General features: G+C 61.9%; 28 protein-coding genes. 23 read left to right on the forward strand and 5 right to left on the reverse strand.

Annotated elements, in window-relative coordinates; translation table 11 throughout:
- Nucleotides 1–22 precede the first annotated feature (22 nt).
- On the reverse strand, nt 23–601 hold the full coding sequence (locus tag NKH49_RS29100; protein ID WP_352929003.1) for a TetR/AcrR family transcriptional regulator: 579 nt from the start codon (nt 599–601) through the stop codon (nt 23–25).
- 79 nt (nt 602–680) lie between these two features.
- On the opposite strand from NKH49_RS29100, the gene NKH49_RS29105 reads away from it, so the two are divergent.
- Both NKH49_RS29105 and NKH49_RS29110 read left to right on the forward strand, forming a co-directional pair.
- On the forward strand, nt 681–1,043 hold the full coding sequence (locus tag NKH49_RS29105; RefSeq protein ID WP_352929005.1) for a hypothetical protein: 363 nt from the start codon (nt 681–683) through the stop codon (nt 1,041–1,043).
- A 111-nt stretch (nt 1,044–1,154) separates the two neighbouring features.
- Nucleotides 1,155–1,613 carry a nuclear transport factor 2 family protein gene (locus NKH49_RS29110; RefSeq protein WP_352474610.1) on the forward strand — a complete coding sequence of 153 codons (459 nt, stop codon included), beginning with the start codon at nt 1,155–1,157 and terminating at the stop codon, nt 1,611–1,613.
- Between the two features lie 210 nt (nt 1,614–1,823).
- Here NKH49_RS29110 and NKH49_RS29115 read toward each other — a convergent pair whose 3' ends face one another.
- Nucleotides 1,824–2,783, reverse strand: coding sequence for a LysR family transcriptional regulator (locus tag NKH49_RS29115; protein ID WP_352474611.1), 960 nt, complete (start codon nt 2,781–2,783; stop codon nt 1,824–1,826).
- A 123-nt stretch (nt 2,784–2,906) separates the two neighbouring features.
- On the opposite strand from NKH49_RS29115, the gene NKH49_RS29120 reads away from it, so the two are divergent.
- The 10 genes from NKH49_RS29120 to gph all read left to right on the forward strand — a co-directional run bounded on the left by NKH49_RS29120 (nt 2,907) and on the right by gph (nt 12,914).
- Nucleotides 2,907–3,953 (forward strand): class 1 fructose-bisphosphatase, encoded by a 1,047-nt coding sequence (locus NKH49_RS29120; protein ID WP_352929007.1) that lies wholly within the window; start codon nt 2,907–2,909, stop codon nt 3,951–3,953.
- 5 nt (nt 3,954–3,958) lie between these two features.
- On the forward strand, nt 3,959–4,831 hold the full coding sequence (locus NKH49_RS29125; protein WP_352831948.1) for a phosphoribulokinase: 873 nt from the start codon (nt 3,959–3,961) through the stop codon (nt 4,829–4,831).
- A 10-nt stretch (nt 4,832–4,841) separates the two neighbouring features.
- Complete coding sequence (gene tkt / locus NKH49_RS29130) at nt 4,842–6,863, forward strand: transketolase (protein WP_352929009.1); 2,022 nt, start codon at nt 4,842–4,844, stop codon at nt 6,861–6,863.
- A 12-nt stretch (nt 6,864–6,875) separates the two neighbouring features.
- Nucleotides 6,876–7,955, forward strand: a complete 1,080-nt coding sequence (gene fba, locus NKH49_RS29135) for a class II fructose-bisphosphate aldolase (RefSeq protein ID WP_352929011.1) — start codon at nt 6,876–6,878, stop codon at nt 7,953–7,955.
- A 21-nt stretch (nt 7,956–7,976) separates the two neighbouring features.
- A complete protein-coding gene (locus tag NKH49_RS29140; RefSeq protein WP_352929013.1) occupies nt 7,977–9,470 on the forward strand; it encodes a ribulose-bisphosphate carboxylase large subunit in 1,494 nt (497 codons plus the stop codon).
- A gap of 18 nt (nt 9,471–9,488) precedes the next feature.
- Entirely contained in the window at nt 9,489–9,923 is a 435-nt protein-coding gene (locus tag NKH49_RS29145; RefSeq protein ID WP_352541881.1) for a ribulose bisphosphate carboxylase small subunit, read from the forward strand.
- A 7-nt stretch (nt 9,924–9,930) separates the two neighbouring features.
- Nucleotides 9,931–10,869: a CbbX protein gene (cbbX, locus tag NKH49_RS29150; RefSeq protein ID WP_352503284.1), complete on the forward strand. Its 939-nt coding sequence runs from the start codon at nt 9,931–9,933 to the stop codon at nt 10,867–10,869.
- A gap of 62 nt (nt 10,870–10,931) precedes the next feature.
- Nucleotides 10,932–11,618: a ribulose-phosphate 3-epimerase gene (gene rpe, locus NKH49_RS29155; protein ID WP_352541879.1), complete on the forward strand. Its 687-nt coding sequence runs from the start codon at nt 10,932–10,934 to the stop codon at nt 11,616–11,618.
- Between the two features lie 40 nt (nt 11,619–11,658).
- On the forward strand, nt 11,659–12,216 hold the full coding sequence (locus NKH49_RS29160) for a thioredoxin family protein (RefSeq protein ID WP_352474623.1): 558 nt from the start codon (nt 11,659–11,661) through the stop codon (nt 12,214–12,216).
- On the forward strand, nt 12,213–12,914 hold the full coding sequence (gene gph / locus NKH49_RS29165) for a phosphoglycolate phosphatase (protein WP_352929015.1): 702 nt from the start codon (nt 12,213–12,215) through the stop codon (nt 12,912–12,914). Before NKH49_RS29160 ends, gph begins: the two co-directional genes overlap by 4 nt.
- A gap of 61 nt (nt 12,915–12,975) precedes the next feature.
- On the opposite strand, the gene NKH49_RS29170 is transcribed toward gph, so the two are convergent.
- Nucleotides 12,976–13,356: a c-type cytochrome gene (locus tag NKH49_RS29170; RefSeq protein ID WP_352503280.1), complete on the reverse strand. Its 381-nt coding sequence runs from the start codon at nt 13,354–13,356 to the stop codon at nt 12,976–12,978.
- 623 nt (nt 13,357–13,979) lie between these two features.
- Between NKH49_RS29170 and NKH49_RS29175 the strand changes: the two genes are divergently transcribed.
- The 3 genes from NKH49_RS29175 to NKH49_RS29185 are packed head-to-tail and all read left to right on the forward strand — an operon-like array spanning nt 13,980 to nt 16,469.
- Nucleotides 13,980–14,966: an ABC transporter substrate-binding protein gene (locus NKH49_RS29175; protein ID WP_352929017.1), complete on the forward strand. Its 987-nt coding sequence runs from the start codon at nt 13,980–13,982 to the stop codon at nt 14,964–14,966.
- Nucleotides 14,963–15,760 carry an ABC transporter permease gene (locus tag NKH49_RS29180; protein WP_352929019.1) on the forward strand — a complete coding sequence of 266 codons (798 nt, stop codon included), beginning with the start codon at nt 14,963–14,965 and terminating at the stop codon, nt 15,758–15,760. The genes NKH49_RS29175 and NKH49_RS29180 overlap by 4 nt, the downstream gene beginning before the upstream one ends.
- Nucleotides 15,729–16,469, forward strand: coding sequence for an ABC transporter ATP-binding protein (locus NKH49_RS29185; RefSeq protein WP_352929045.1), 741 nt, complete (start codon nt 15,729–15,731; stop codon nt 16,467–16,469). Before NKH49_RS29180 ends, NKH49_RS29185 begins: the two co-directional genes overlap by 32 nt.
- A 103-nt stretch (nt 16,470–16,572) precedes the next feature.
- Here the strand turns inward: NKH49_RS29185 and NKH49_RS29190 are convergent, their stop codons facing one another.
- The gene (locus NKH49_RS29190; RefSeq protein WP_023678826.1) at nt 16,573–16,926 is read right to left on the reverse strand and encodes a hypothetical protein; all 354 of its coding nucleotides are present in this window, start codon (nt 16,924–16,926) and stop codon (nt 16,573–16,575) included.
- 347 nt (nt 16,927–17,273) lie between these two features.
- Nucleotides 17,274–17,528: a hypothetical protein gene (locus NKH49_RS29195; protein WP_352929021.1), complete on the reverse strand. Its 255-nt coding sequence runs from the start codon at nt 17,526–17,528 to the stop codon at nt 17,274–17,276.
- A 69-nt stretch (nt 17,529–17,597) separates the two neighbouring features.
- Here NKH49_RS29195 and NKH49_RS29200 point away from each other — a divergent pair, with 69 nt between their 5' ends.
- The 8 genes from NKH49_RS29200 to pqqE all read left to right on the forward strand — a co-directional run bounded on the left by NKH49_RS29200 (nt 17,598) and on the right by pqqE (nt 24,610).
- Nucleotides 17,598–19,499, forward strand: a complete 1,902-nt coding sequence (locus tag NKH49_RS29200; RefSeq protein ID WP_352617352.1) for a methanol/ethanol family PQQ-dependent dehydrogenase — start codon at nt 17,598–17,600, stop codon at nt 19,497–19,499.
- A gap of 155 nt (nt 19,500–19,654) precedes the next feature.
- Nucleotides 19,655–20,179, forward strand: coding sequence for a c-type cytochrome, methanol metabolism-related (locus NKH49_RS29205; protein WP_352474919.1), 525 nt, complete (start codon nt 19,655–19,657; stop codon nt 20,177–20,179).
- A 1-nt stretch (nt 20,180) separates the two neighbouring features.
- On the forward strand, nt 20,181–21,044 hold the full coding sequence (locus NKH49_RS29210) for a substrate-binding domain-containing protein (protein WP_352929023.1): 864 nt from the start codon (nt 20,181–20,183) through the stop codon (nt 21,042–21,044).
- A gap of 212 nt (nt 21,045–21,256) precedes the next feature.
- Entirely contained in the window at nt 21,257–21,352 is a 96-nt protein-coding gene (locus NKH49_RS29215; protein WP_101918690.1) for a pyrroloquinoline quinone precursor peptide PqqA, read from the forward strand.
- A 153-nt stretch (nt 21,353–21,505) separates the two neighbouring features.
- Nucleotides 21,506–22,444, forward strand: coding sequence for a pyrroloquinoline quinone biosynthesis protein PqqB (gene pqqB, locus NKH49_RS29220; RefSeq protein ID WP_352929025.1), 939 nt, complete (start codon nt 21,506–21,508; stop codon nt 22,442–22,444).
- A complete protein-coding gene (gene pqqC / locus NKH49_RS29225) occupies nt 22,441–23,199 on the forward strand; it encodes a pyrroloquinoline-quinone synthase PqqC (RefSeq protein WP_352929027.1) in 759 nt (252 codons plus the stop codon). The genes pqqB and pqqC overlap by 4 nt, the downstream gene beginning before the upstream one ends.
- Nucleotides 23,196–23,492, forward strand: coding sequence for a pyrroloquinoline quinone biosynthesis peptide chaperone PqqD (gene pqqD / locus NKH49_RS29230; RefSeq protein ID WP_352929029.1), 297 nt, complete (start codon nt 23,196–23,198; stop codon nt 23,490–23,492). The genes pqqC and pqqD overlap by 4 nt, the downstream gene beginning before the upstream one ends.
- Nucleotides 23,489–24,610, forward strand: coding sequence for a pyrroloquinoline quinone biosynthesis protein PqqE (gene pqqE, locus NKH49_RS29235; RefSeq protein ID WP_352929031.1), 1,122 nt, complete (start codon nt 23,489–23,491; stop codon nt 24,608–24,610). Before pqqD ends, pqqE begins: the two co-directional genes overlap by 4 nt.
- Nucleotides 24,611–24,629: the final 19 nt, after the last annotated feature.

The raw sequence follows: 24,629 nt of genomic DNA on the forward strand, positions 1-24,629 counted from the left end.
CCGCCAGCGCTGCGCACGCCGTTCAAGCGCCGGCTGCTTCGCGAACCTGTTCTGTCGCCGCATCCAGAAATGCCTGCGCGAGGTCGGGGTCGTTGACGACGCGCGAAAGGAGCACCGCACCGACCATTGTCGAGAGAATGGCCATGGCCTTGTCGCCGGGCCGCTCGCCGTCGGCCTCGCCAACCCAACTACCAAACATCTCAAGATATTCCCTGATCCCGGCTTCGAACGACGCTCTCACGTCCACGCCCTGTCTGGCGGCATCCGAACCGAGCGCCACGATCGGGCAGCCGTCCATCCTTTCTCCGCGATGGTCCATGCTGAGGTAGAACGCGATCACCGCGCCAAGCGGATCCTCAGGTTTTGCCGTAGTCGCGGCCGACCATCGTTGGGTGGCGCTCTCCATCGCCCGCCTGGACGCCTGCGCCGCCAGGTCGTCCTTGGATGCGAACTGCTTGTAAAACGCGCCTTGGGTCAGTCCGGCACCCTTCATCAGATCCTTAAGGCCGATGCCGTCAAAGCCGCGCTCCCGAAAAAGGCGGCTTGCCACGTTGATGACGGTTTCTCGGTTTTCCGCTGCCTGGGTACGACTTACGCGCATTGTTGACCTCTTTTTTAGATTGCGTTCGTAATCTATAGCCTATATAGAGTTCGAACGCAATCTAAAAAGGAGATGCGAAATGATCCGCAAAACCCTGAGCGCATCGCTCCTGGCCGCGCTGTTTCTTGCGACCCCGGCTTTTGCCGAGGAAGCCACCGTCGGACGCCCGATCGAGGGCGGCAGCCTGCACAACGGACACCTTGACATGGTTGTCTACTACGTCCCGGTCGACGGCGGCCTCCTGGAGGTCACCGCCACCTTCGCGCCGAAGACCGGGGGTGATCCGCTGCGCGTCGTCATGGGTCTCGCCGACGATGACTCCGTGGCCTTTTCCATGCCGGGCCACCGAGGCTCGCTCTACGCGTTCTCAAGGTCCGGGGATGAGGTGACGGTGTCGACCGAGACTGACATGCGTCTGCGAGCCGACGCGACAATACGCTGAGCCGAAGTTCGGATTGCAGCCGGCGTGCTGCTGGCCGTGGGCTCTCGCGTCCGCTCGGCTCGCCACACGGTGCCTCGATCACGCCATCGAATAAGTTTGGGGAGAGGTCAAATGCTATACAGTTATTTTGTCGAGAAATCGATCCGAGAGAGCTTCGACCACGTCAACAACCATCGCTGGGATGAGGCGGTGAAGGCACTCGCGCTGCATGTCCATCACCGCGTTTCGGGCGCTCACGCGCTTGGTGGTGAGCGCCACGACAAAGAAGCCATGCGCCGCTGGTTTGAGCGCCTCGGCCGCGTCCTGCCCAATCTCCATCTCACGGTCAACCACATCTGGGTGAAGGGCTGGCCGTGGCATACCACCGTGTTTGCCCAGTGGGACGGCACCGCAACGCTGCTCAATGGCGACGCGTCGTACGTCAACCGTGGTCTCCACGTGTTCACCCTGCGGTGGGGCAGAGTCTATGCACTTGAGGAATTTTACGATTCACAAGCAGCGGCCCGCGGTCTTGCCGCCCAAGCGGCAGCTGGCCTCGAAGAAGCTGTCGCCGAACCAATTGTAAGCTAGCAGACGCTCAATCAAAGCCCACCGTTCCGTGAACGCGGGGCCCCTACCCGTGGCCCCAGCGCTGGAGGGCGGTCGCCTCGCTCCGCAAATGCGTGCCACCGCGATGCCTCCCTATCCTCGGCTCGTGCACGTCGGTCTGGAGATCACAGCCGATCAGCCGCTGATATGCACCATCGTTTGTCTGAAGCGTTTGCCTGGACCGCGCGCGCCCTAAGTTGCGCGACGTTTGGTGTTCGGCTCCTCGTGCGGATAGAGCTTGCCGAACAGTGGCAGGTACATCGCGCCCTTGCGCATCAGAAAATCGTGGAATGTCGCCATCGCCGGCGAGATCGCGTGATCGCTGCGCATCACCGAAAACCATTGCCGGCGGATCGGCATGCCGACAACGTCGAGGATAACCAGCCGGCCGGCTTCGGTTTCGGCAGCGATGGTGTGGGCAGAGATGAAGGCGATGCCGAGCCCGGCCATCACCGCCTGCTTGATGGTCTCGTTCGAGTCCATCTCGACGCCGAGATCGTCGATGCGGCCGGGCACGTCGCTCAGGAATATTTCCAGTGAGATGCGCGTTCCGGAGCCGGGCTCGCGAATGAGGAAATGCTCCTCGGCGATCCGCTCCTTGGAAATGTCGCGTGCCGACGCCAGCGGGTGGTCGGGCGGTGCGATGATGACCAGCGGGTGATCGCCGAAGACCGAAGCACGCACCGGGACTTCCTTGGCCGGGCGTCCCATCAGCGCGATATCGATGTCGTGGTTCTTCAGATTGTCGATCGTCTCGGCGCGGTTGCCGATGGCAAGGCGCATGTCGATATCGGGATGTTCCTTCATGAAGGCGGCCATCAGCCGCGGCGCGAAATATTTGGCTGTGGAAACGACGCCGAGCCGCAAGCTGCCGGCGCGCACGCCCTTGATCGCATCCATCTTGTCTTCGAGCAGACGAAGCCGCTCCTCGATGGCCTGTGCCGTCTCGACGAAGGCCAGACCTGCGGCAGTGGGACGCATGCCGTCCGACGTCCGGTCGAACAGGGCCAGTTGGAACTCCTCCTCCACTTGCCGCAACTGGATCGTCACCGCTGGAGGAGACAGGCCTAAGACCTTGGCCGCACTGACGATTTTTCCGTGGCTGATGATTGCCTGAACGGTCTTGAACTGCTTGAGCGTGAGGTTTCTCATGCGGCATACTAAAATTTTTTTACTGCTTGAGTAAAGTTATTGAATTTTACTTATCCAGCGTCGTTTGTTCTCCTTTCCCAGTCCGGCCGACCCGAGGAGAGGCGGCTCGATCGGGAGGTTACGATGCCAGCGGCAACGCTCGACGCTTTTCTGAACTCCTATCTTGGCGAGCCGGACGAACTGCGCTCCGCGGTCGTAGCGACCATCCGTCAGCTGACGCAGGCGGCCACCACGATCCGCAACACCATCAATCAAGGGGTGCTCGGCACCGCCTTTGCGGGAACCCGCGGCGCCAATGCTGACGGCGACATCCAGAAGGATCTCGATGTCTTCGCCGATGATATCTTCCTCGACGCCATGCGCCACGCTCCGGTCGCGCTCTACGCTTCCGAGGAACTGGAGCAGCCGGTGCTGCTCGACAGGCAAGCGCCTCTTGCCATCGCCATCGACCCGCTCGATGGTTCTTCCAACATCGACACCAACGTGTCGATCGGAACGGTCTTCTCGCTTCTCCCTGCAACTGGCGCGCCGGATGGGAATCCGGCCGCCTCGTTTTTGCAGGCAGGGGTGAACCAGCTGGGCGCCGGTTTCTTCATCTACGGCCCGCAGCTGGCGCTGGTTCTGTCGCTCGGCAGCGGCACCCATGTCTTCGTTCACTCGACCAGGCTCGGCACCTTCGTCCAGGCCTACGAGAGCCGGATCATCCCGCAGCGAACCCAGGAGTTCGCCATCAACGCCGCCAACTACCGGCATTGGGACGAGGCGGTGCGGCTCTACATCGATGACTGCCTTGAAGGCACCGAAGGCCCACGTGAGAAGGACTTCAACATGCGCTGGATCGCCTCCCTGGTTGCGGACTGCTACCGCATATTGATGCGCGGCGGCGTATTCCTGTATCCAGGCGACAAGCGCAAGGGCTACAGGCAGGGGCGACTTCGCCTCGTCTATGAGGCAAACCCGATCGCCTATCTCGTCGAACAGGCGGGCGGTGCGGCCACCGACACGATGACCCGCATCCTCGAAATCGAACCCGAGAGCCTGCACCAGCGCGTGCCCATGGTTTTCGGATCGGCGCGGGAAGTCGCGCGCATCACCCGCTACCACACCGAGCCGAGTGCCATCGGCGAGCGCGCGCCGCTGTTCAGCCGCCGCGGCCTTTTCAGGGCCTGAAGACCATGTCGGCAAAGCACCCCATCATTACCATCACCGGGTCGTCGGGCGCAGGCACCACCTCTGTCAAGCGCATCTTCGAACTGATCTTCCGGCGCGAGAACATCGGGGCCGCCTTCATCGAAGGCGATGCTTTCCATCGCTACGACCGCGCCACGATGAAGGCGAAGGTGGCCGAGGAGGAAAAGGCGGGCAATCCGAACTTCACCCACTTCCATGCCGAGGCCAATGAACTGGCAATCCTCGAAGAGGTATTCGAGCAATATGGCCGCCGGGGAACCGGAAAGACCCGCACCTACATCCATGATGAGGATGAGGAGAAGCAGTACGGCACGCCGCCGGGACATTTCACCGAATGGCGCGAATTTCCGCCGAGCGACCTGCTCTTCTATGAGGGCCTGCATGGCTGCGTCGTCACCGACAAGATCAACCTGGCCAGGCACGCGGATCTCAAGATCGGCGTGGTGCCGGTCATAAATCTCGAATGGATCCAGAAGATCCATCGCGACCGCGCAACGCGCGGCTATTCCACCGAGGCGGTGATGGACGTCATCCTGCGCCGTATGCCTGACTATGTCCGCTACATCGTCCCGCAGTTTTCGCAGACCGCCATCAACTTCCAGCGCGTGCCGATCGTCGACACGTCCAATCCATTCATCGCGCGCTGGATTCCGACGCCTGACGAATCGATGCTGGTTATCCGCTTCGCCAATCCCCGCGGCATCGATTTCCCCTACCTGCTTTCGATGATCCACGACTCGTTCATGTCGCGGCCGAATTCCATAGTGGTGCCCGGCAACAAGCTCGACCTTGCCATGCAGCTGATCCTGACGCCGCTCATCCTGCAATTGATCGAACGCAAGAACCGTGTGTCGTGAGGAGGACGCCATGAACAGCCAGGCAGCAGCACTGAAGCCCGTCGCCGCCGTCTCGGAGCGCGACATGGCCAACGCCATTCGCGCACTGGCGATGGACAGCGTCCAAAAGGCCAATTCCGGTCATCCGGGCATGCCGATGGGCATGGCCGATGTCGCGACGGTGCTGTTCAGCCGCTTCATCAACATCGATCCGTCGGCGCCCAACTGGCCCGATCGTGACCGCTTCGTGCTCTCAGCCGGGCACGGCTCCATGCTGCAGTATGCGCTGCATTACCTGCTAGGCTTTGAAGACATGCCTATCGAAGAATTGCAGCGGTTTCGCCAGCTGGGCAGCCGCACCGCCGGACATCCGGAATATGGCCATGCGCTTGGCATCGAGACGACGACCGGCCCGCTTGGACAAGGCATTTCGACCGCTGTCGGCATGGCGCTGGCGGAGCGCATGCTGGCGGCCCGCCACGGCGCCGATCTCGTCGACCATTTCACCTACGCAATCGCCGGCGACGGCTGCCTGCAGGAAGGCATCAGCCACGAGGCGATCGATCTTGCCGGTCACCTGAAGCTCTCCCGGCTGATCGTCTTTTGGGACGACAATGCGATCTCGATCGACGGGCCCACTTCCCTGTCGACATCGATGGACCAGCCGGCGCGGTTCAAAGCCGCTGGATGGCATGTCCAGTCGGTGAACGGCCACGACACGGAAGCCGTTGCGGCGGCAATCGAAGCGGCGCAGCAATCGGACCAGCCGTCTCTGATCGCCTGCCGCACGGTGATCGGCAAGGGCGCCCCAAATTTGGGTGGTTCGGAAAAGACGCATGGCGCGCCGCTGGGCGATGCGGAGATCGCCGCGACGCGCGAAAACATCGGCTGGGCCTTCGCGCCGTTCGAGGTGCCGGACGATATCCTTGTCGCCTGGCGCGAGGTTGCCGCCCGCGGTCAAGCGGCACGCCGCGCCTGGGAGCAGCGGCTTGCCGCCTCACCACGGCGGCAGGCCTTCGAGAGCGCGGTCGCCGGCGTCCTGCCCGACGCGGTCTTCGAAGCACTCGACGCTTTCCGCAAGGAGCATGTCGGGAAGGCGACCAAGGTTGCAACGCGAAAAGCCTCGGAAATGGCACTCGCTGCGATCAATGGCGCAACCGAACTGACCGTCGGCGGCTCCGCCGATCTGACGCATTCGAACCTGACGATCACCAAGGGTATGAGCCGCATCGCGCCGGGCGACTACGCAGGCCGCTACATCCACTATGGAATCCGCGAGCACGGCATGGCCGCAGCCATGAACGGCATCGCACTGCATGGCGGCTTCGTGCCTTATGGCGGCACGTTCCTGTGCTTCGCCGACTATGCGCGTGGCGCGATGCGGCTCTCGGCGCTCATGGGCCAGCGTGTCATCTATGTGATGACGCATGATTCCATCGGTCTCGGCGAGGACGGCCCGACCCACCAGCCGGTCGAGCACCTGGCGATGCTGCGGGCGACGCCAAACCTCAACGTCTTCCGCCCGGCCGACATCATCGAAACGGCGGAGTCCTGGGAACTGGCGCTGAGAAGCGAGAAGCGGCCGAGCGTTCTGGTGCTCTCGCGCCAGAACCTGCCGATGCTGCGCCAAGCACCTAGCGACGAGCCACACAGCGACGAGAACCGGTCGAGCCGGGGCGCCTACATCCTGCGCGAGCCAGTCGGGCAACGCGCGGTGACGCTGATCGCCACCGGCTCGGAGGTCGAGATCGCGGTTGCCGCCGCCGAACGGCTGGAGACCGGGCACGGCGTCGCCGCCGCGGTTGTCTCGATGCCGTGCTGGGAGCTTTTCGAGCAGCAGGACGCCGGCACCCGCAAGGCCGTCCTCGGCTCGGCGCCCCGCATTGCCATCGAAGCCGCAGCACGGCTCGGCTGGGACCGCTGGATCGGCGACACCGGCACTTTCGTCGGCATGGCCGGTTTCGGCGCCAGCGCCCCTGCCCCGGATCTCTACCGGCATTTCGACATCACGCCCGAAGCCGTCGCGGCAGCGGCGCTGAAGCTCATCATCTAGGAGAAACCGACAATGGCCCGCATCACCCTTCGCCAGCTTCTCGACCATGCCGCCGAGCACGGCTACGGGGTGCCGGCATTCAACATCAACAACATGGAACAGGGCCTCGCTATCATGGAGGCCGCCAGGGCCTGCGATGCGCCGGTTATCATCCAGGCCTCACGCGGCGCCCGTTCCTATGCCAATGACATCATGCTGGCCAAGATGATGGAGGCGTTGACCGAAATCCATCCGGCCATTCCGCTCTGCATCCATCAGGATCACGGCAACAACGAAGCCACCTGCCTGTCGGCGATCCGCCACGGCTTCACCTCGGTGATGATGGACGGATCGCTGATGGCGGATGCCAAGACACCGGCGAGCTACGATTACAACGTCGCCATCACCGAACGTGTCGCACGCATGGCGCATTGGGTCGGCGCTTCGGTCGAAGGCGAGCTCGGCGTGCTCGGCTCGCTGGAGACCGGCCAGGGCGAGGCCGAGGACGGGCACGGCGCCGAAGGTGCGCTTTCCCATGACCAGCTTTTGACCGATCCCGATCAGGCGGTCGACTTCGTCACCGCCACCCGGGTCGACGCGCTGGCGATCGCCTGCGGTACCTCGCACGGCGCCTATAAATTCAGCCGCAAGCCTGACGGCGGCATCCTGGCCATGCAGGTGATCGAGGCGATTCACGAAAAGCTGCCCAACACGCATCTGGTCATGCACGGGTCTTCCTCCGTGCCGCAGGAACTGCAGGATATCATCAACAACAATGGCGGCGAGATGCCCCAGACCTTTGGCGTCCCGGTCGAGGAAATCGAGCGCGGCATCCGCTACGGCGTGCGCAAGGTCAACATCGACACCGATTGCCGAATGGCCATGGCCGGGCAGTTCCGCCGCGTTGCGACGGAGGACCCGCGCGAATTCGATCCGCGTAAATTCCTGAAACCCGCCATGGACGCCCTGCGCGACCTTTGCCGCGATCGCTTCGAACGCTTCGGCACCGCAGGCCACGCGTCGAAGATCAGGGTGATCGCCATGGATGAGATGGCGAAACGTTACGCCGCAGGAAAGCTCGACCCCCATATCGCAACCGCGAAAGCCGCCTGAGCGGCAAACAGGAGACCTGCCATGAACAAGATCGACATGCCCTCACCAGGCACGCTCAAGGAAGGCAAGGAACGCTACAGGTCGGGCGTCATCCCCTACAAGAAGATGGGCTACTGGGAGCCGGACTACCGGCCCAAGGAGACCGACCTGATCGCCATGTTTCGGATCACGCCGCAGCCCGGCGTCGACCACGAGGAGGCGGCCGCCGCCATCGCCGGTGAATCCTCTACCGCGACATGGACCGTGGTGTGGACCGACAGGCTGACCGCCTGCGAGCTCTACCGCGCCAAGGCATTCAAATCCGAGCCGGTGCCGAACACAGGTCCAGGCACCAGGATCGAGCAACAGTACTTCGCCTATATCGCCTACGACCTCGACCTGTTCGAGCCCGGCTCCATCGCCAACCTGACTGCATCGATCATCGGCAACGTGTTCGGCTTCAAGGCCGTCAAGGCCTTGCGGCTCGAGGACATGCGCATCCCGGTGGCTTACCTCAAGACCTTCCAGGGCCCGGCGACCGGCATCGTGGTGGAACGCGAGCGGCTCGACAAGTTCGGCCGGCCGCTGCTCGGCGCGACGACGAAGCCGAAGCTTGGTCTGTCCGGCCGCAACTACGGCCGCGTCGTCTACGAGGCGCTGAAGGGTGGCCTCGACTTCGTCAAGGACGACGAGAACATCAACTCACAGCCCTTCATGCATTGGCGCGACCGCTTCCTCTACTGCATGGAGGCTGTGAACAAGGCGTCGGCCGCCACCGGCGAAGTCAAGGGCCATTATCTCAACGTCACCGCCGGCACGATGGAGGACATGTACGAGCGCGCCGAATTTGCAAAACAGCTTGGCTCCTGCATCGTCATGATCGACCTCGTCATTGGCTACACGGCGATCCAGTCGATGGCCAAGTGGGCACGCCGCAACGACATGATCCTGCACCTCCACCGGGCCGGCAACTCGACCTATTCGCGCCAGAAGAACCACGGCATGAATTTTCGCGTCATCTGCAAATGGATGCGGATGGCCGGCGTCGATCACATCCATGCCGGCACGGTGGTCGGCAAGCTGGAAGGCGACCCGCTTATGATCAAGGGGTTTTATGACACGCTGCGCGAGGAGCGCACGCCGCAGAACCTCGAAACCGGGCTGTTCTTCGATCAGGACTGGGCCTCGCTCAACAAGGTGATGCCCGTCGCCTCCGGTGGCATCCATGCCGGCCAGATGCACCAGTTGATCCATTATCTCGGCGAGGACGTCATCCTGCAGTTCGGCGGCGGCACGATCGGCCATCCGGACGGCATCCAGGCCGGCGCGACGGCCAATCGCGTCGCGTTGGAGGCGATGATCCTCGCCCGCAACGAGGGCCGCGACTATCTGCGCGAAGGGACCAAAATCCTCGAACAGGCGGCCAGATGGTGCACGCCGCTCAAGGCGGCCCTGGAGACGTGGAAGGACGTCACCTTCAACTACGAATCGACCGACACGGCCGACTTTGTGCCAACCGCAACGCCGAGCTTCTAGACGAAAGGAACCGTCGCCATGATGACCAATCCCGGAAACAAGGTCACGCAGGGACAGTTTTCGTTCCTGCCCGAGCTAACCGATGAGCAGATTTCGGCGCAGATCAAATACGCACTGAAAAACCACTGGGCGGTCAGCGTCGAGTACACGGACGATCCACATCCGCGAAACACCTATTGGGAAATGTACGGCAACCCGATGTTCGACCTGAGGGACCCGGCGGGCATCCTGCTTGAAGTCAACAATTGCCGGAGAGCTATGCCCAACATGTATGTCCGGGTCACCGCCTTCGATTCGACCAAGGGCTGGGAAGCACCGCGCATGTCATTCATCGTCAACCGGCCACCCAATGAACCCGGGTTCCGGCTGCTGCGCCAAGAGCGTGACGGCCGCAGTCAGGGCTATTCGATCGTGCCTTATGCGACCGACAGGCCCGAAGGCGAACGGAGCTAGGCGAACCATGCTGGACGCGATAGCTAAGAGCGCTGCCGCGCAGGGCGAATCGGTTGATCTACAGGCCGAGTTCGAGGCGTCCAACATCGACGAGGTGATGGACAGGCTCGACCGCGAACTCGTCGGCCTGAAGCCCGTCAAGACCCGCATCCGCGAGATCGCGGCGCTGCTTCTGGTCGACCGGCTTCGCCGCAAGTTCGGGCTGACCTCGGGCGCGCCGACGCTGCACATGAACTTTACGGGGAATCCCGGTACCGGAAAGACCACCGTGGCGCTCAGAATGGCCGAAATCCTGCATCGTCTCGGCTATGTCCGCGAAGGCCACATGGTCGCGGTGACGCGCGACGATCTCGTCGGCCAGTATGTGGGCCACACCGCGCCCAAAACCCGCGAAGTGATCAAGCGCGCCATGGGCGGGGTGCTTTTCATCGACGAGGCCTACTATCTCTACAAGCCCGAGAACGAACGCGACTACGGCCAGGAATCGATCGAAATCCTGCTGCAATGCATGGAAAACAACCGTGACGATCTGGTTGTGATTCTTGCCGGCTACAAGGACAAGATGGACCGCTTCTTCGACAGCAATCCCGGCATGCGCTCGCGCATCGCCCATCACCTCGATTTTCCGGACTACGGCGTCAGCGAACTCAAATCAATCGCCGAGATCATGCTGGCGGAACAGAATTACCGCCTCAGCGAAGCGGCGGCCAAGGCGCTCGAAGAGTATCTCCCGATCCGCATGCGGCTGCCGCATTTCTCCAACGCCCGCTCCGTTCGCAATAGCCTCGACCGGGCGCGGCTGCGCCAGGCCGGCCGGCTTTTCGCATCGCGCGACCGGGCGTTGACGAAAATCGATCTTATCACCATCGAGGAATCCGATATTCGCGGCAGCCGCGTGTTCGCGGAAGGTAAGCTCGAAGGCGAACCGGAGACGAAGGCGCGCTGACAAGATGACGGCGGTTGGTGTGCAGCGACCGGAAACGGACGACAGAATGGGAGCCGACGACCATGGATAGCAAGACAATCATCGCGCCCTCGGTGCTTTCCGCGGACTTCTCGCGGCTCGGCGACGAGGTCGAAGCGGTCGTCCGGGCGGGTGCCGACTGGATCCATCTCGACGTGATGGATGGCCATTTCGTGCCCAACATCACCTTCGGTCCGCCGGTGGTCAAGGCGATCCGTAATCGAACGGACAAGGTCTTCGACTGCCACCTGATGATCGCGCCGGCCGACGCCTATCTCGGCGCCTTCGCCGATGCCGGCTGCGACATCATTACGGTGCATGCCGAGGCCGGACCGCATCTCGACCGTTCGCTGCAGGCAATCAGAAATCTCGGCAAGAAGGCCGGCGTGTCGCTGAACCCGTCAACGCCGGAAAGCGTCATCGAATATGTACTTGACCGGCTCGATCTGGTGCTTCTGATGACGGTCAATCCGGGCTTCGGCGGCCAGGCCTTCATTGCGGCGGTCGTCGACAAGGTCAGGCGGGTCAAGGCGCTGGTCGGCCATCGTCCGATCGACATAGAGATCGACGGCGGCGTCACGCCCGAAACCGCTCCGCTGGTCACCGCGGCCGGCGCCAATGTGCTGGTCGCCGGCTCGGCCATCTTTAAGGGCGGCACCGAGGCGGCCTATCGCGCCAATATCGGCGCCATCAGGCAGGCGGCCGACGGGGCGATCCGGAAAGCGGCGTAAACCGTTTCATCGGAGGGCAAACATTTCATCGGAGGAAAACTTGGCGGCAATCCCACCTGTCTGCGATTTCGGCTGGCGAGCCATCGACGCCGTTTTGCCAGGCGTCGACGGCACGTCGCATTCGATCTTAAGCCACGCCGGCCCGAACGGGCTGGTGGTGGCCTTCATCTGCAACCACTGCCCCTATGTGAAGGCGGTGATTTCACGCATGGTGCGCGACGCCAATGACCTCAAGGCCGAAGGCATCGGCTTTGTCGCGATCAACTCCAACGACAGCGACGCCTATCCAGATGATTCCTTCGACAACATGAAGCTCTTTGCCAGGACGAACGGCTTCACTTTCCCCTATCTCCACGACGAGCACCAGACGGTGGCGCGTGCCTACGGAGCCGTTTGCACCCCGGATTTCTTCGGGCTCAACAGCGAGTTGACGCTGCAATACCGCGGCCGGCTGGACGCGTCGCGACGCGACGCCGAATCGCCCAGGCTGAGGCGCGACCTGTTCGAGGCGATGAAGCAGGTTGCCCGAACCGGCGACGGACCGCTTGACCAGATCGCTTCGATCGGCTGTTCGATCAAGTGGAAGGATGCTGCATGAACGTCGGCGCAGGCAGGCCGTTTCGCTCGCCCAAGGCGATCCTGTTCGACCTCGACGGCACACTGGTCGATTCGGCGCCTGATATAGCGGCCGCCGTCAACGAATTGCTGGCCGGCCACGATCTGCCGCCGCTGCGGCTGGATCAGGTCAAGGCCATGATCGGCGGCGGCATCAGGAAACTGGTCGAACGCGCCTTCGCGGCTTCCGGCACGCCGCTCCTCGGCAGCGCGCTCGATGAGGCCAACCGCGTCATGGCGCCGATCTATCGCAGGCATCTGACCGGCCGCACGGGGCTGATGCCTGGCGTCAGGGAGGTTCTCACGCACTTGCATTTGAGCGGAATAGCCATGGCCGTGGTGACCAACAAGCCGCAGCTGGCGGCGCGCGAAATCCTGCTGCATTTTCGGCTGACGGAATATCTCGGCGCGATCGTCGGCGGAGACGCGGTGACATACTTGAAACCGGCGCCAGACGCGCTGTTGCTGGCGCTCGACCTGCTTCAGGTCGAACCTCGTGACACGCTGATGGTCGGAGACAGCAGCGCCGACGTGGCCGCCGCCCGCGCCGCCGGCATGGCAGTCATTCTGCTGCGTGGCGGATACAGCCAAATTCCCGTTGAAGAGCTTGGCGCCGACCTCGTTTGCGACAGCCTGTTCGATCTGCCGTCCGCGATGCAGAGGCTGCAAGACGCTGCGTGACCCCATGCGCAAAGCCTAGCCAACGCCGGCCGAGCGCAGTCCAACGGCCGGCAGTACCGCGTTATTTTGAGAATTGTTTCAGATAAGCAATGACGTTGGCGATGTCCTCGTCTTTCTTGAGGCCGACAAACGCCATCTTGGTTCCTTTGACCATCGCCCTGGGATCGCGAAGGTAGGTCGTCAGCGTGGCCTCATCCCATTTGACGCCGGACTTGCCGGCCTCGGTCATGGCCTTGGAATAGCTGAACCCCGGATGCGTCCCGGCCGTTCGGCCGATGACGCCGTTCAAGGACGGGCCGACCTTGTTCTGGTCCTTGTCTGCGACGTGGCAGACCTTGCATTTGGCGAAGACCTTCTCACCCGCCGCGGCATCCTGTGCCTGAGACTGGGTAGTGACAAAGGTGGCGACGGACACGGCGGCGAAAAATGCAACTGCGCGCATGGCATTTCCTCATTGATCGTGTGAGTGCCCGGGACACTTTACGCGTGTCGATGCCTTGATCGCCGGCATTCGTTTTAAAGCTGGAGAGCGAACCATTCGTCCTTCCTCCCCGGACTGGCAGGACCTGCACACCTCGAAAAGCTAGACTGCCGATGAGGGAAGTCAATCGTACAAAGGTCCTGTTTCGTTTCCCGACTGCGCGACGGGAAGTGTGTAGCGACACGGCGGTCCACATCATTGACGCCTATTGGCCGAACGCGTAGCCTCACTCCAACCGGTTTGCTGTTTGGGCACCTTCAGGAATCCGCGCAACTCCAAAGCACGAACTCTGGAGAGTTCGCCGCGCAGGCGATGATAAGTGCCAAATGGACATGGTCGATCTCATATTAACTTAACGGTGTGCCTTAGCGCCAATCCGGGCGATTGCCGAGATGAACATCTCTATTTCGAGAGCCGCGGCTCTCTGTTCCAATGCATGTTCCTGGCGCCCGCCGAGATCGCAAAATGGTCTCAGGAACATCCGAGTCTCAAGGTCGTGCGCTGGAAATGTGCCGTTCCGAGCAAGGAACGAGCGATTTGATCGACATTCCTGGTTCGTCGACGGCCCTGAAAGAGGAGACGCCATGATGATTTCGCGGCGTACGACGCTGCGCTTGGCGGCTCTGGCGGCCATCCTCGCCTCAAGGCCGGTTGCCGTCTTTGCGGCCGCCAAGGTCCGAATTGGTGTCCTGAAGTTCGGCACCGTGAGCTGGGAACTCGATACGCTGAAACGCCACAAGCTCGACGAGGCCAACAGGATCGATCTGGAGATTGTCTACTTCGCCGGGGAGGATGCGACCAACGTCGCGCTGCTGGCCGGCGCGATCGACATGATCGTGACCGACTGGCTGTGGGTCTCGCGCCAGCGCTCCGAGGGCGGCGATCTTACATTGGCCCCTTATTCGACCGCCGTGGGGGCAATCATGGTGAAGGAGGAATCGCCGATTGGGACGCTCGCCGACCTCAAGGGAAAGAAAATCGGTGTCGCCGGCGGCCCGCTCGACAAGAGCTGGCTACTGGTCCAGGCGCTGGCCAGACGCGAGCACGGCCTCGACCTGACGACAGCCTGTGACGTCGTCTTTGGCGCGCCGCCGCTGATTTCTGAAAAGGCGATGCAAGGCGAACTCGATGCCGTGCTCAATTTCTGGCATTTCTGCGCCCGGCTCGAGGCCAATGGCTTTCGCCGGTTGATCGGTGCGGATGACGCGACGAAAGCGCTGGGTGCCTCGGGCCCCGTGTCGGCGCTCGGCTACGTCTTCCACGACCAATGGGCGAGCGACAATCCGGATGCCGCCCGGGGCTTCGTCAAGGCCTCCAAGCAGGCCAAGGACTTGCTGGCCAGATCCGATGATGAATGGCTGCGCCTGGCGCCGCTCATGCGCGCAGAAGGCAAGGAGCTGGAAAAACTGCGCGACCGCTATCGCCAGGGCATCCCCAGACGGCCGGTCGCCGAAGAAGCGGTCGATGCGGGCAAACTCTATCACGTGCTGGCCGCGATAGGCGGCGAGAAGCTGGTTGGCAGGGCGCCCGAGATGGCGCCCGGCACGTTCTGGCCGGAACTCGCGAAATGACCGCAACGGAAGACAAGTCGCGTCGATCCGGCTTTGCGACGGCGCTGACACCGGTGCTGACGGTAGCGGTTTCCCTGCTGGGACTTTGCCTGCTGTGGAGCCTCGCGGCAAATCTGTGGCAAAGCCGCGCTTTCCCCTCACCAGGGCAGGTCTGGCAGGTGCTGCTCAGGGAAGCGGCGAGCGGCGACCTTTTTTATCACCTTGGCGCGACACTCGGACGGGTTGCTGCGGCGTACGTCGTCGCAATGATTATCGGCTCGGTCATCGGCGTCATCCTCGGGAGCCACCGCGGTGCGGACCGGTTCTTCAGTCCATGGGTGGTCCTGTTTCTCAACATTCCCGCGCTGGTGGTCATCGTGCTCGCCTATATCTGGTTCGGCCTCAACGAGGCGGCGGCGGTTGGCGCAGTTGCCGTGAACAAGATCCCGAATGTCGTGGTGACGATGCGCGAAGGCGCCAGGGCGTTTGATCCGCGTTATGCCGAAATGGCCGCCGTCTACCGCTTCGGCCCACTCGAGCGCATCCGCCATGTCCTGCTGCCGCAACTGCAGCCCTATTTTGCCGCGGCCTCGCGGTCCGGCATCGCCCTCATCTGGAAGATCGTCCTGGTGGTCGAACTGCTCGGCCGCTCCAATGGCGTCGGTTTCCAGATCTATCTCTATTTCCAGCTCTTCGACGTCGCCGCCATTCTCGCGTACACGCTGGCTTTCGTGGCGGTGATGCTTGTGATCGAAATTCTCCTGGTGCAGCCCATTGAACGACATGCAACCCGTTGGCGCGGTCGTCCCGCTTAGGGTCGATATCGCCGAAAAGATCTTCCGGTCGGCGCAAGGCGTCTCGATCACGGCGCTTCAGGGTCTGTCCTTCGAGGTCCGGCAGGGCGAATTCGCTTGCCTGCTTGGGCCGTCGGGCTGCGGCAAGACCACGACGTTGCGCATCCTGCTTGGACTGGACAAAGACTTTTCCGGCTCTTTCCAACTGCCGCAAGGCGGCTCGAACCGCATCGCCGCCGTGTTCCAGGAGCCTACTTTGCTGCCATGGCGGACGGTGGAGCAGAATGTCAGGCTGGCGCTGCCGAAAAGCCTGAGAGCGAAGAGTCTCGACGAGCTGTTTGACGCTCTCGGCCTCGCCGGCATGCGCTCGCTCTATCCGGCGGAGCTTTCGCTCGGCCTTGCGCGCAGGGCCGCGCTTGCCAGGGCTTTCGCCACCGAACCGGCGGTGCTTTTCCTGGACGAACCCTTTGCCTCCCTCGACGAACAGACCGCCGAGCGGCTTCGGCAATTGCTTTTGACCGTCTGGTCAGCGCGGCCTACGACCGCCTTGATGGTCACGCACAATCTGCGCGAGGCACTGATGCTGTCGGACCGCATCATCGTGCTTGCGCAGCGCCCAGCCCACGTGCTCGGCATGTTCGACGTAAGACTGCCGCGACAACATCGCAATCCACAGGTGATGAGCGACCTTTTGCGGTCATTCCAGCAAAAATTTCCGGGTGTGGCCTGATCGCCTTACGGCTCGAACGCGGATTGCAAGGTATTTCGCAGCCAATGGCCATAGAAACGGCGGGACTGTGAGGCGCACTGCCACGCGTGCCTGTTCCGCCTGACTAAAAGCAACGTACGTCGGCTTCGGCCTGCGCGCGTTTCAGTTCCGTGCGCGCCGCCTTCGCTGGCGCGCTTTCGCGAAACAACCCTGCCGCCTCCCCTGTCGTCAGCGACATGCTTTTGAAGGTCTCCGCCCTCTCATAGTGATCGTAAGGAAGGATCGAGGCGATAACATCGATCGAGCAGGAACAGCTTTCAAGCGCCTGACGTGTCTGGCCATTTGTTTGCATGCAGCCGAGCACGTAGTCGGCAATCGTTGCCGTCGGGTAGTCTCCCGCGGCGTTGGCCAAGTTGGCAAAAGCCAGCGTCGCCGCAAAGGCCACCGGCAAGGTGAGAGATCCAACAGACCTTATCATGAGGAACCTCCAGTTGGCCTGGACACCATGCATCCAGACGGGGTCATCGCTCCAATTGGCGACGTGCCGCAAAGCCAGTCAAGCTCCCATGGCCTGCGTATAGGACCAAAGGAGGAATGCCCTATCGACCGACAAGAGCCCGCTTCATGACCCGCTGCGCACCCTCCTTCATACGTTCATTTCATGCTTCGCTCACTATCGGCAACGAGCGAGACGCCCGCATACTTACTCGTAAGTGCCCCCGCAGAATACATCGAAATAAAGTCAAATGTGTATCACCTCGAGAATACGCGAACAATATGTTTGCTATATATCTCGCGGCTGGCGGTCATCCTCTTATTAGTTTTTCACGCGGCTCTTATTTCAATTGTTTCTAAATATTGCATCGCACCATATCGATATTGCAGTGCAGCGACCCATTGTAGGTTTTTGCTTGCCTGGCCTTTTACGATGACATAGCTTTTTCCTGTTTCCGGCTTCAAGAGCGCCACCGTCATCAGGGAGCGGCGGCAGTCTTTCGAAGACCAAGGGGGGCGGGCGGTAACGGTGCCCTCTGCTTCGGGGTAGGTCGTGACAGCTGCCGGAAAATAACTTCCCAACATGAATTGCTTGGGCAAGCCCTTGTGGGGCTTGACGGTCGATTCTTCACTGCGAACCCGGGAGGATTTTGGATGCGTGTACTTGCGAAAACTACTTACATTCTGACGACCGCGGCGTTTTTATCGCTCGGCGCTGCCTATACGGCTTCGGCCAACGAAGACCTTGCAAAGCTCGCATCGGATGCGAAGAACTGGGCGATGCAGACGGGTGACTACGCCAACACCCGCTATTCCAAACTCAACCAGATCACTGCCGACAATGTGAAGAACCTGCAGGTCAAATGGAGCTTTTCCACCGGCGTGCTGCGCGGTCACGAAGGCGGGCCGCTGGTCATCGGCGACGTGATGTATGTCCACACGCCTTTCCCAAACAACGTCTATGCTCTGGACCTCAAGAATGACGGCAAGATCCTGTGGAAATACGAGCCCAAGCAGGACACGAACGTCATTCCGATCATGTGCTGCGACACGGTCAATCGCGGTGTTGCCTATGGCGACGGCAAGATCATTCTCAACCAGGCCGACACCACCGTCGTCGCGCTCGATGCCAAGACCGGCAAGGTCGTCTGGTCTGTCAAGAACGGAGACCAGACCGACGGCGGAAAGGGCGAATCCGGCACGTCGGCACCCGTAGTCATCAAGGACAAGGTGCTCGTGGGCGTCTCCGGTGCTGAATTCGGTGTTCGCGGCTGGCTGGCCGCCTACAATCTGAAAGACGGCAAGCTCGCCTGGAAAGCCTATTCGGAAGGTCCTGACGCAGACACCCTTCTCGATCCCGAGAAGACGACCCATCTCGGCAAGCCTGTCGGAAAGGATTCCGGCACGAACACCTGGGAAGGCGAACAGTGGAAGACGGGCGGCGGCACGACATGGGGATGGTATTCCTATGATCCCAAGCTGAACCTGGTCTATTACGGCACCGGCAATCCCTCGACCTGGAACCCGGTCCAGCGCCCCGGTGACAATCGCTGGTCCATGACAATCATGGCTCGCGATGCGGATACCGGTGTTGCCAAATGGCTCTACCAAATGACCCCGCATGATGAGTGGGACTATGACGGCATCAACGAGATGATTCTCGTCGATGGCATGGAGGTCAACGGCGCCAAGCACGACGTGCTGGTGCATTTCGACCGCAACGGCTTTGCCTACACAATGGATCGCGCCACCGGCGAACTTCTCGTCGCCAAGAAATACGATCCGGCAGTGAACTGGGCGACGGAAGTCAACATGGATCCCAAGAGCGACCAGTATGGCCGCCCGCAGGTCGTGGCCAAGTATTCGACCCAGCAGAACGGCGAAGACAACAACTCGACCGGTATCTGCCCGGCCGCGCTTGGAACCAAGGACCAGCAGCCGGCCGCCTACTCGCCGAAGACCGGGTTGTTCTACGTGCCGACCAACCATGTCTGCATGGACTATGAGCCTTACAAAGTGAGCTACACCGCCGGTCAGCCCTATGTGGGCGCCACCGTGTCGATGTATGCGGCGCCCGGCGGTGACGGTAACATGGGCAACTTCATTGCCTGGGATGCAGCCAAGGGTGAGATCGTCTGGTCGAAGCCCGAGCAGTTCTCGGTGTGGTCGGGCGCATTGGCGACGGATGGCGACGTCGTCTTCTACGGTACCCTCGAAGGCTACATCAAGGCGGTCGATAAGGACGGCAAGGAACTCTACAAGTTCAAGACCCCGTCCGGCATCATCGGCAACATCACGACCTACGAGCATGACGGCAAGCAGTACGTCGCCGTTCTGTCCGGCGTCGGTGGATGGGCCGGTATCGGTCTGGCAGGTGGGCTGCTTTCGCCCGATAACGCCGCCGCCTGGCATGGCGCCGTTGATCAGGGCCGTGCGCAGGGCGATCAGGCCGCGGTCGTTGGAACCGCCGGTCTGGGTGCCGTCGGCGGTTATGCGGCACTTGCCGACTATACGACGCTGGGCGGCCAGCTCACCGTCTTCGGCCTCCCGGACTGATAACCGGGAAGAGCCTCACGGCTAGGTTCGAAAACGAGAGCCCGGGTCACCCCGAAGCCGGGAACCGGGCTCTCGATTGCGCCGCGCACCCAACTCCGATCAATGCCGCTGCACGACGGCAGCCAGGATTTCTGGCAAACGAAGGAAGAGCCTGAATGATCGTTCGCATTGCAGTTTCCGCTCTCGCCCTGGTCCTGCTGCCTCTGGCCAGCTCAAGTCTGGTACGGGCCGAAGACAGCATGGAGAAAGCCAAGGCGGTGAAGCAAGAAGGAGGCAAATATTTAGATGCGGACGGAAATCCGACCTACAAGATCGAAAACGGAACCGTCGATTGGTACACCTTCAGCGGGTACCGCCGGTATCACTCAGATTGCCATGTCTGTCACGGACAGGACGCCACAGGTTCGAGCTATGCGCCTGCCCTGGCTAATAGCCTGAAGACCATGGATTACGCCACGTTCCTGTCGATCGTCGCCGAGGGCCGCAAGAATGTCGGCGGCGGCAAGGAAAACGTCATGCCCGCCTTTGGCGACAACAAGAACGTCTATTGTTACCTGGACGATCTCTACGTCTATCTGCGCGCGCGCGCCGATGGCGCGGCACCCCGCGGCAGGCCGCCGAAGCACGAAAACAAGGCTCAGGCAGCCAAGGATGCCGAAGCATCCTGCATGGGTGGATGATATGACCGGCTGCACTGCATCGAAGCTGCGTGTCGTTCTATCGATCCTCGGCGCGCTCGCCTTGCTGCCGTCGAATGTTCTGGCGCAAAATGCCGGGCTTGGCGCTGCGGGCGAACTGGTCGATCCCGACATTCTGCGCGTCTGCGCCGATCCCTCGAACATGCCCTTTACCGACAAGAACGGCCAAGGCTTCGAAAACAAGCTGGCTGAACTGGTTGCCAAGAAGACGGGGCGGAAATCAGTCGCTTACACGTGGTTTCCCACTGTCACCGGCTTTGTGCGCAATACGCTGGGGGCCAATCGATGCGACATCATCATGGGCTACGCCCAAGGCGATGAACTGGTGCAGAACACCAACGCCTACTACCGCTCCGCCTATGTGCTGGTATACCCCAAAGGCAACGGCATGGAAGGCATCGAGACGATCGAAGACCCGAAACTTTCCGGCAAGAGAATCGGCGTCGTCGAAAGCACGCCGCCAACCGCCAACATGGCCGCCAACAAGCTTCTGCGGACCGCCAAGATCTACCCGCTGGCGGTGGATACGCGCGTCACCCCTTCCATGGGGGAGGTCATGATCAAGGACATGCTCGCCGGCAAGATCGACGCGGCGGTCCTGTGGGGGCCGATGGCGGGCTACTATGCCAGGGAACTCGGAGCCGATGTCACCATTGTTCCGCTGTTGAAGGAAAAAACCGGCTCGCGCATGTCCTACCGCATTACCATGGGTGTACGTCCGTCCGACCAGGAATGGAAACGGACGCTAAACCGGGTGATCAGGGACAACCAGGCGGAGATCACCAAGCTCCTGCTGGGTTACAATGTGCCGCTGATCGACGAGCACGACAATCCGATTACGCAATAGTTGGGATGAGTCAGGAGGAGGAAAAACCTACGCGATGAACAATTGAAGAGAAGACTACAGCTACTTTCGATAGTTGTTTTTCGGTCTTTCAAAACCTTGCGTTCATTTGTCCATTTTGAGAACGTGATGGACGAGCCATTGCTTCGGTGCCCTGCAATGGTTGGCTAACCACCGGATCGGCCCCTTCGGGCTGGTAGAAGAGGAGAAATGTTATGAAGAAGAGCTGGACAAAACCGACCATGTGTCAGGTTGCTGCGGGCTTTGAAATTTCGCGCTATCTGCCTGCTGAAATTACTCCCAAGAAGTAGGCCGCAGAGGTGCGTGTCCCTGGCAACAGGGGCACGCATCCCCTTGCCGTATGGGATTTTCGTGAAAGAGTTTGAGGCGCGCAAAGCGGGCGGGCCGTTTTTTGCGGCTGCAAATTGGCTGCTGGTCAGAGAAGCCGCGGGGCGGGCGTTTTCATGCGCTTGAGAATCATCGGATCGGCGGCCGGCGGAGGCTTTCCGCAATGGAACTGCAATTATCGTCTGAGCCGTGCGGCTCGCACCGGGGTAGCTGGTGTGCATTCACGAACCCAATCGAGTGTCGCCGCGTCGGCGGATGGCCTCGGGTGGGTTCTGTTCAACGCCTCGCCCGACATTCGCCAGCAGATCGCGGCAACGCCTGAATTGCAGCCCGCGCACGATGCGCCGCTGCGCTCGACACCTATTCGCGCGGTGGTGCTGACCAATGCCGATGTCGATCATGTGGCCGGCCTGCTCAGCCTGCGTGAGCGGCAGCCTTTCGCTATCTATGCAACGACACAGGTTCTGGCGACGCTGGAGGCGAATTCGATTTTCAATGTCCTCGATCCGGCGCTCGTGCCGCGACGCATCTTGCCGCCGGCGCAAGAACTGTCGATCTGCGACGCAGACGGCCACGACACCGGGGTGGCTGTCGAGAGCTTTCCCGTGCCCGGGAAGATAGCCCTCTATCTCGAAGAAAGAGGCCAGCCGGATGCCAATTTCAGCTCCGATGCCGGCGACACGATCGGCGTCCGTATCGCCGGTGCCGGCAGTCGCGGCTCCGTCTTCTACATCCCCGGCTGCGCGCGCATCGATGCGACCCTGCGCACGCGTCTGGCCGATGCCGCATGCCTTCTGTTCGACGGCACGGTCTTCACCGACGACGAGATGATTGCTGCCGGCGTCGGCCAAAAGACCGGTGCACGCATGGGGCATCTGGCAATGTCGGGAGACGCGGGGTCGATCGCCGGCTTGGCCGATGTGAGGATCGGCCGCCGTGTCTTCGTCCACATCAACAACACCAATCCTGTTCTGGACGAGAATTCTGCCGAGCATGCAGCCGTCGAAGCGGCTGGCTGGGAAGTGGGCTGCGACGGGATGGAGATGGAACTTTGAGTGATTTGCACGACGCGGCCAGCAACGGCCTGTCCTCCAGAGAGCTCGAAGCCGTGCTGCGGCAGGTCGGTGCCGAGCGCTATCACAACCGCCATCCTTTCCATCACAGGATGACCAGCGGTGCGCTGTCGAGGACCGAGATGCAGGCCTGGGCGCTGAACCGCTATTGCTATCAGGCGGTCATTCCGCGCAAGGACGCCATGATCCTCGCTCATGCCGAGGATCCGGCGTTTCGCGCCGCCTGGCGCAAACGCATCGAGGATCATGACGGCGAGGACGGCTGGAGCGGCGGTATTGCGCGCTGGTTGCACCTGGCGACCTCGCTCGGTCTCGATGCCGACGCGGTGAAGAGCGAGAGGCTGGCCCTGCCGGCGACACGTTTTGCGGTTGGCGCTTACCTCTCCTTTTGCACGAACCGGACCCTGCTGGAGGCGGTCGCGTCGTCGCTGACCGAGATGTTCTCGCCGCTCATCATCGGCGAGCGGGTACCCGCGATGCTGGCCAGATACGATTATATCACCGAGGACACGCTGGCCTATTTCACCCGACGGCCCGAACAGGCCTCGCGCGACGCCGACTTCGCGCTCGCCTATGTGCTCGAACATGCCGACACGGCAGAACGCCAGCAGCAGGCGATCGATGCACTGGTGTTCAAATGCGATATACTCTGGGCCATGCTCGACGCGCTTCAACACGCCTATGGCGAGCCGGGCAATGTCCCGCCCGGCGCCTTCCGTCCGGAGGCAGCCCAATGATGGCACTGCGCGAAAGAGCCATGGTGTCGCTGCAGTCGGTTCCATCGCTGCCGAAGCACGTGCGCATACAATATGACCCCGTGCGCCAGGCGTTCGCAGTGCTGTCGCCCGAAAAGGTGTTCTGGCCAAACGAGATCAGCCTCGACATATTGCGCCGCTGCGACGGACGGTCCACGGTCGGCGACATCATTGCCGGCCTTGCCGCAGATTATGATGCCGAACGGGAGGCTGTGGCGGCCGATGTCGTCGCCTTCCTGCAGGAATGGTCGGACAAGCTGCTGGTGAAGCTATGAGCGAGCCCCCTCTCCCCCCGATCGGCATGCTGGCGGAACTGACGCATCGCTGCCCGCTGCAATGCCCCTATTGCTCCAATCCGCTCGAGTTGCTGAAGGCCAATCGCGAACTCGACACGCAGAGCTGGCTCGACTTGTTCTCGCAGGCGGCCGACCTTGGCGTTCTCCAGGTGCATCTGTCCGGCGGTGAACCGACGCTGCGTCGCGATCTCGAGCAATTGATCGCCGGGCTTTCGGCGCGCGGCGTCTACACCAACCTGATCACCGCCGGCGTCGGCATTGCGGATGGCCGCATCGAGGCATTTGCCGAAGCCGGGCTCGACCATCTGCAACTGAGCTTTCAAGGCGCACGGCCGGCGACCACCGAGCGCATCGGCAATCACAGGGGCAGCCACGAAAAGAAGCTGGAAACGGCACGCCGCGCTCGCGCGGCCGGCTTGCCGCTTACCGTCAACGCGCCGATCCATCGCCACAATATCGAGGAGGTACCGGAATTCATCGATCTGGCCCTTTCGCTGGGTGCGGAGCGTCTCGAGATCGCCAACGTGCAGTACGCCGGCTGGGCGCTGACCAATCGCGATCAACTGATGCCCGAGCGTGCGGCCGTCGACCGCCAGGCGGAGATCGTCGCGGCGGCGCGCGAACGGCTCACCGGCATCATGAACATAGATTTCGTCACGCCGGATTATTTCGCCATCTATCCCAAGCCGTGCATGGGCGGCTGGGCGCGCGACGCCTTCATGGTGACGCCGGACGGCACCGTACTGCCATGCCATGCCGCCCAGACCATCCCGTCGCTCGGTTTCGAGCGTTTTGGAACACGCAGCCTGGCCGCGATCTGGACCGATTCCCCGGCATTTAATGCCTTTCGAGGCACGGACTGGATGCAGGAGCCCTGCCGCAACTGTGAGCGGCGCGAGATCGACTGGGGCGGGTGTCGCTGCCAGGCGATGGCAATCGCCGGCGATGCCGCCGCGACGGACCCGGCTTGCGCGAAATCGCCGATCCATGCGCGCATGGCAATGCTGATCGACGAGGCCCAGCGCGCTGCGACGGTTCCTTCGAAGGACGAACCATTCGTCTACCGGCGCATCGGCGTCGTCACCGAGCCCGCCTGACTGCCGACCTATTCCTACG

It is taken from the genome of Mesorhizobium sp. M1088 (assembly GCF_040318575.1).
GTDB lineage: Bacteria > Pseudomonadota > Alphaproteobacteria > Rhizobiales > Rhizobiaceae > Mesorhizobium.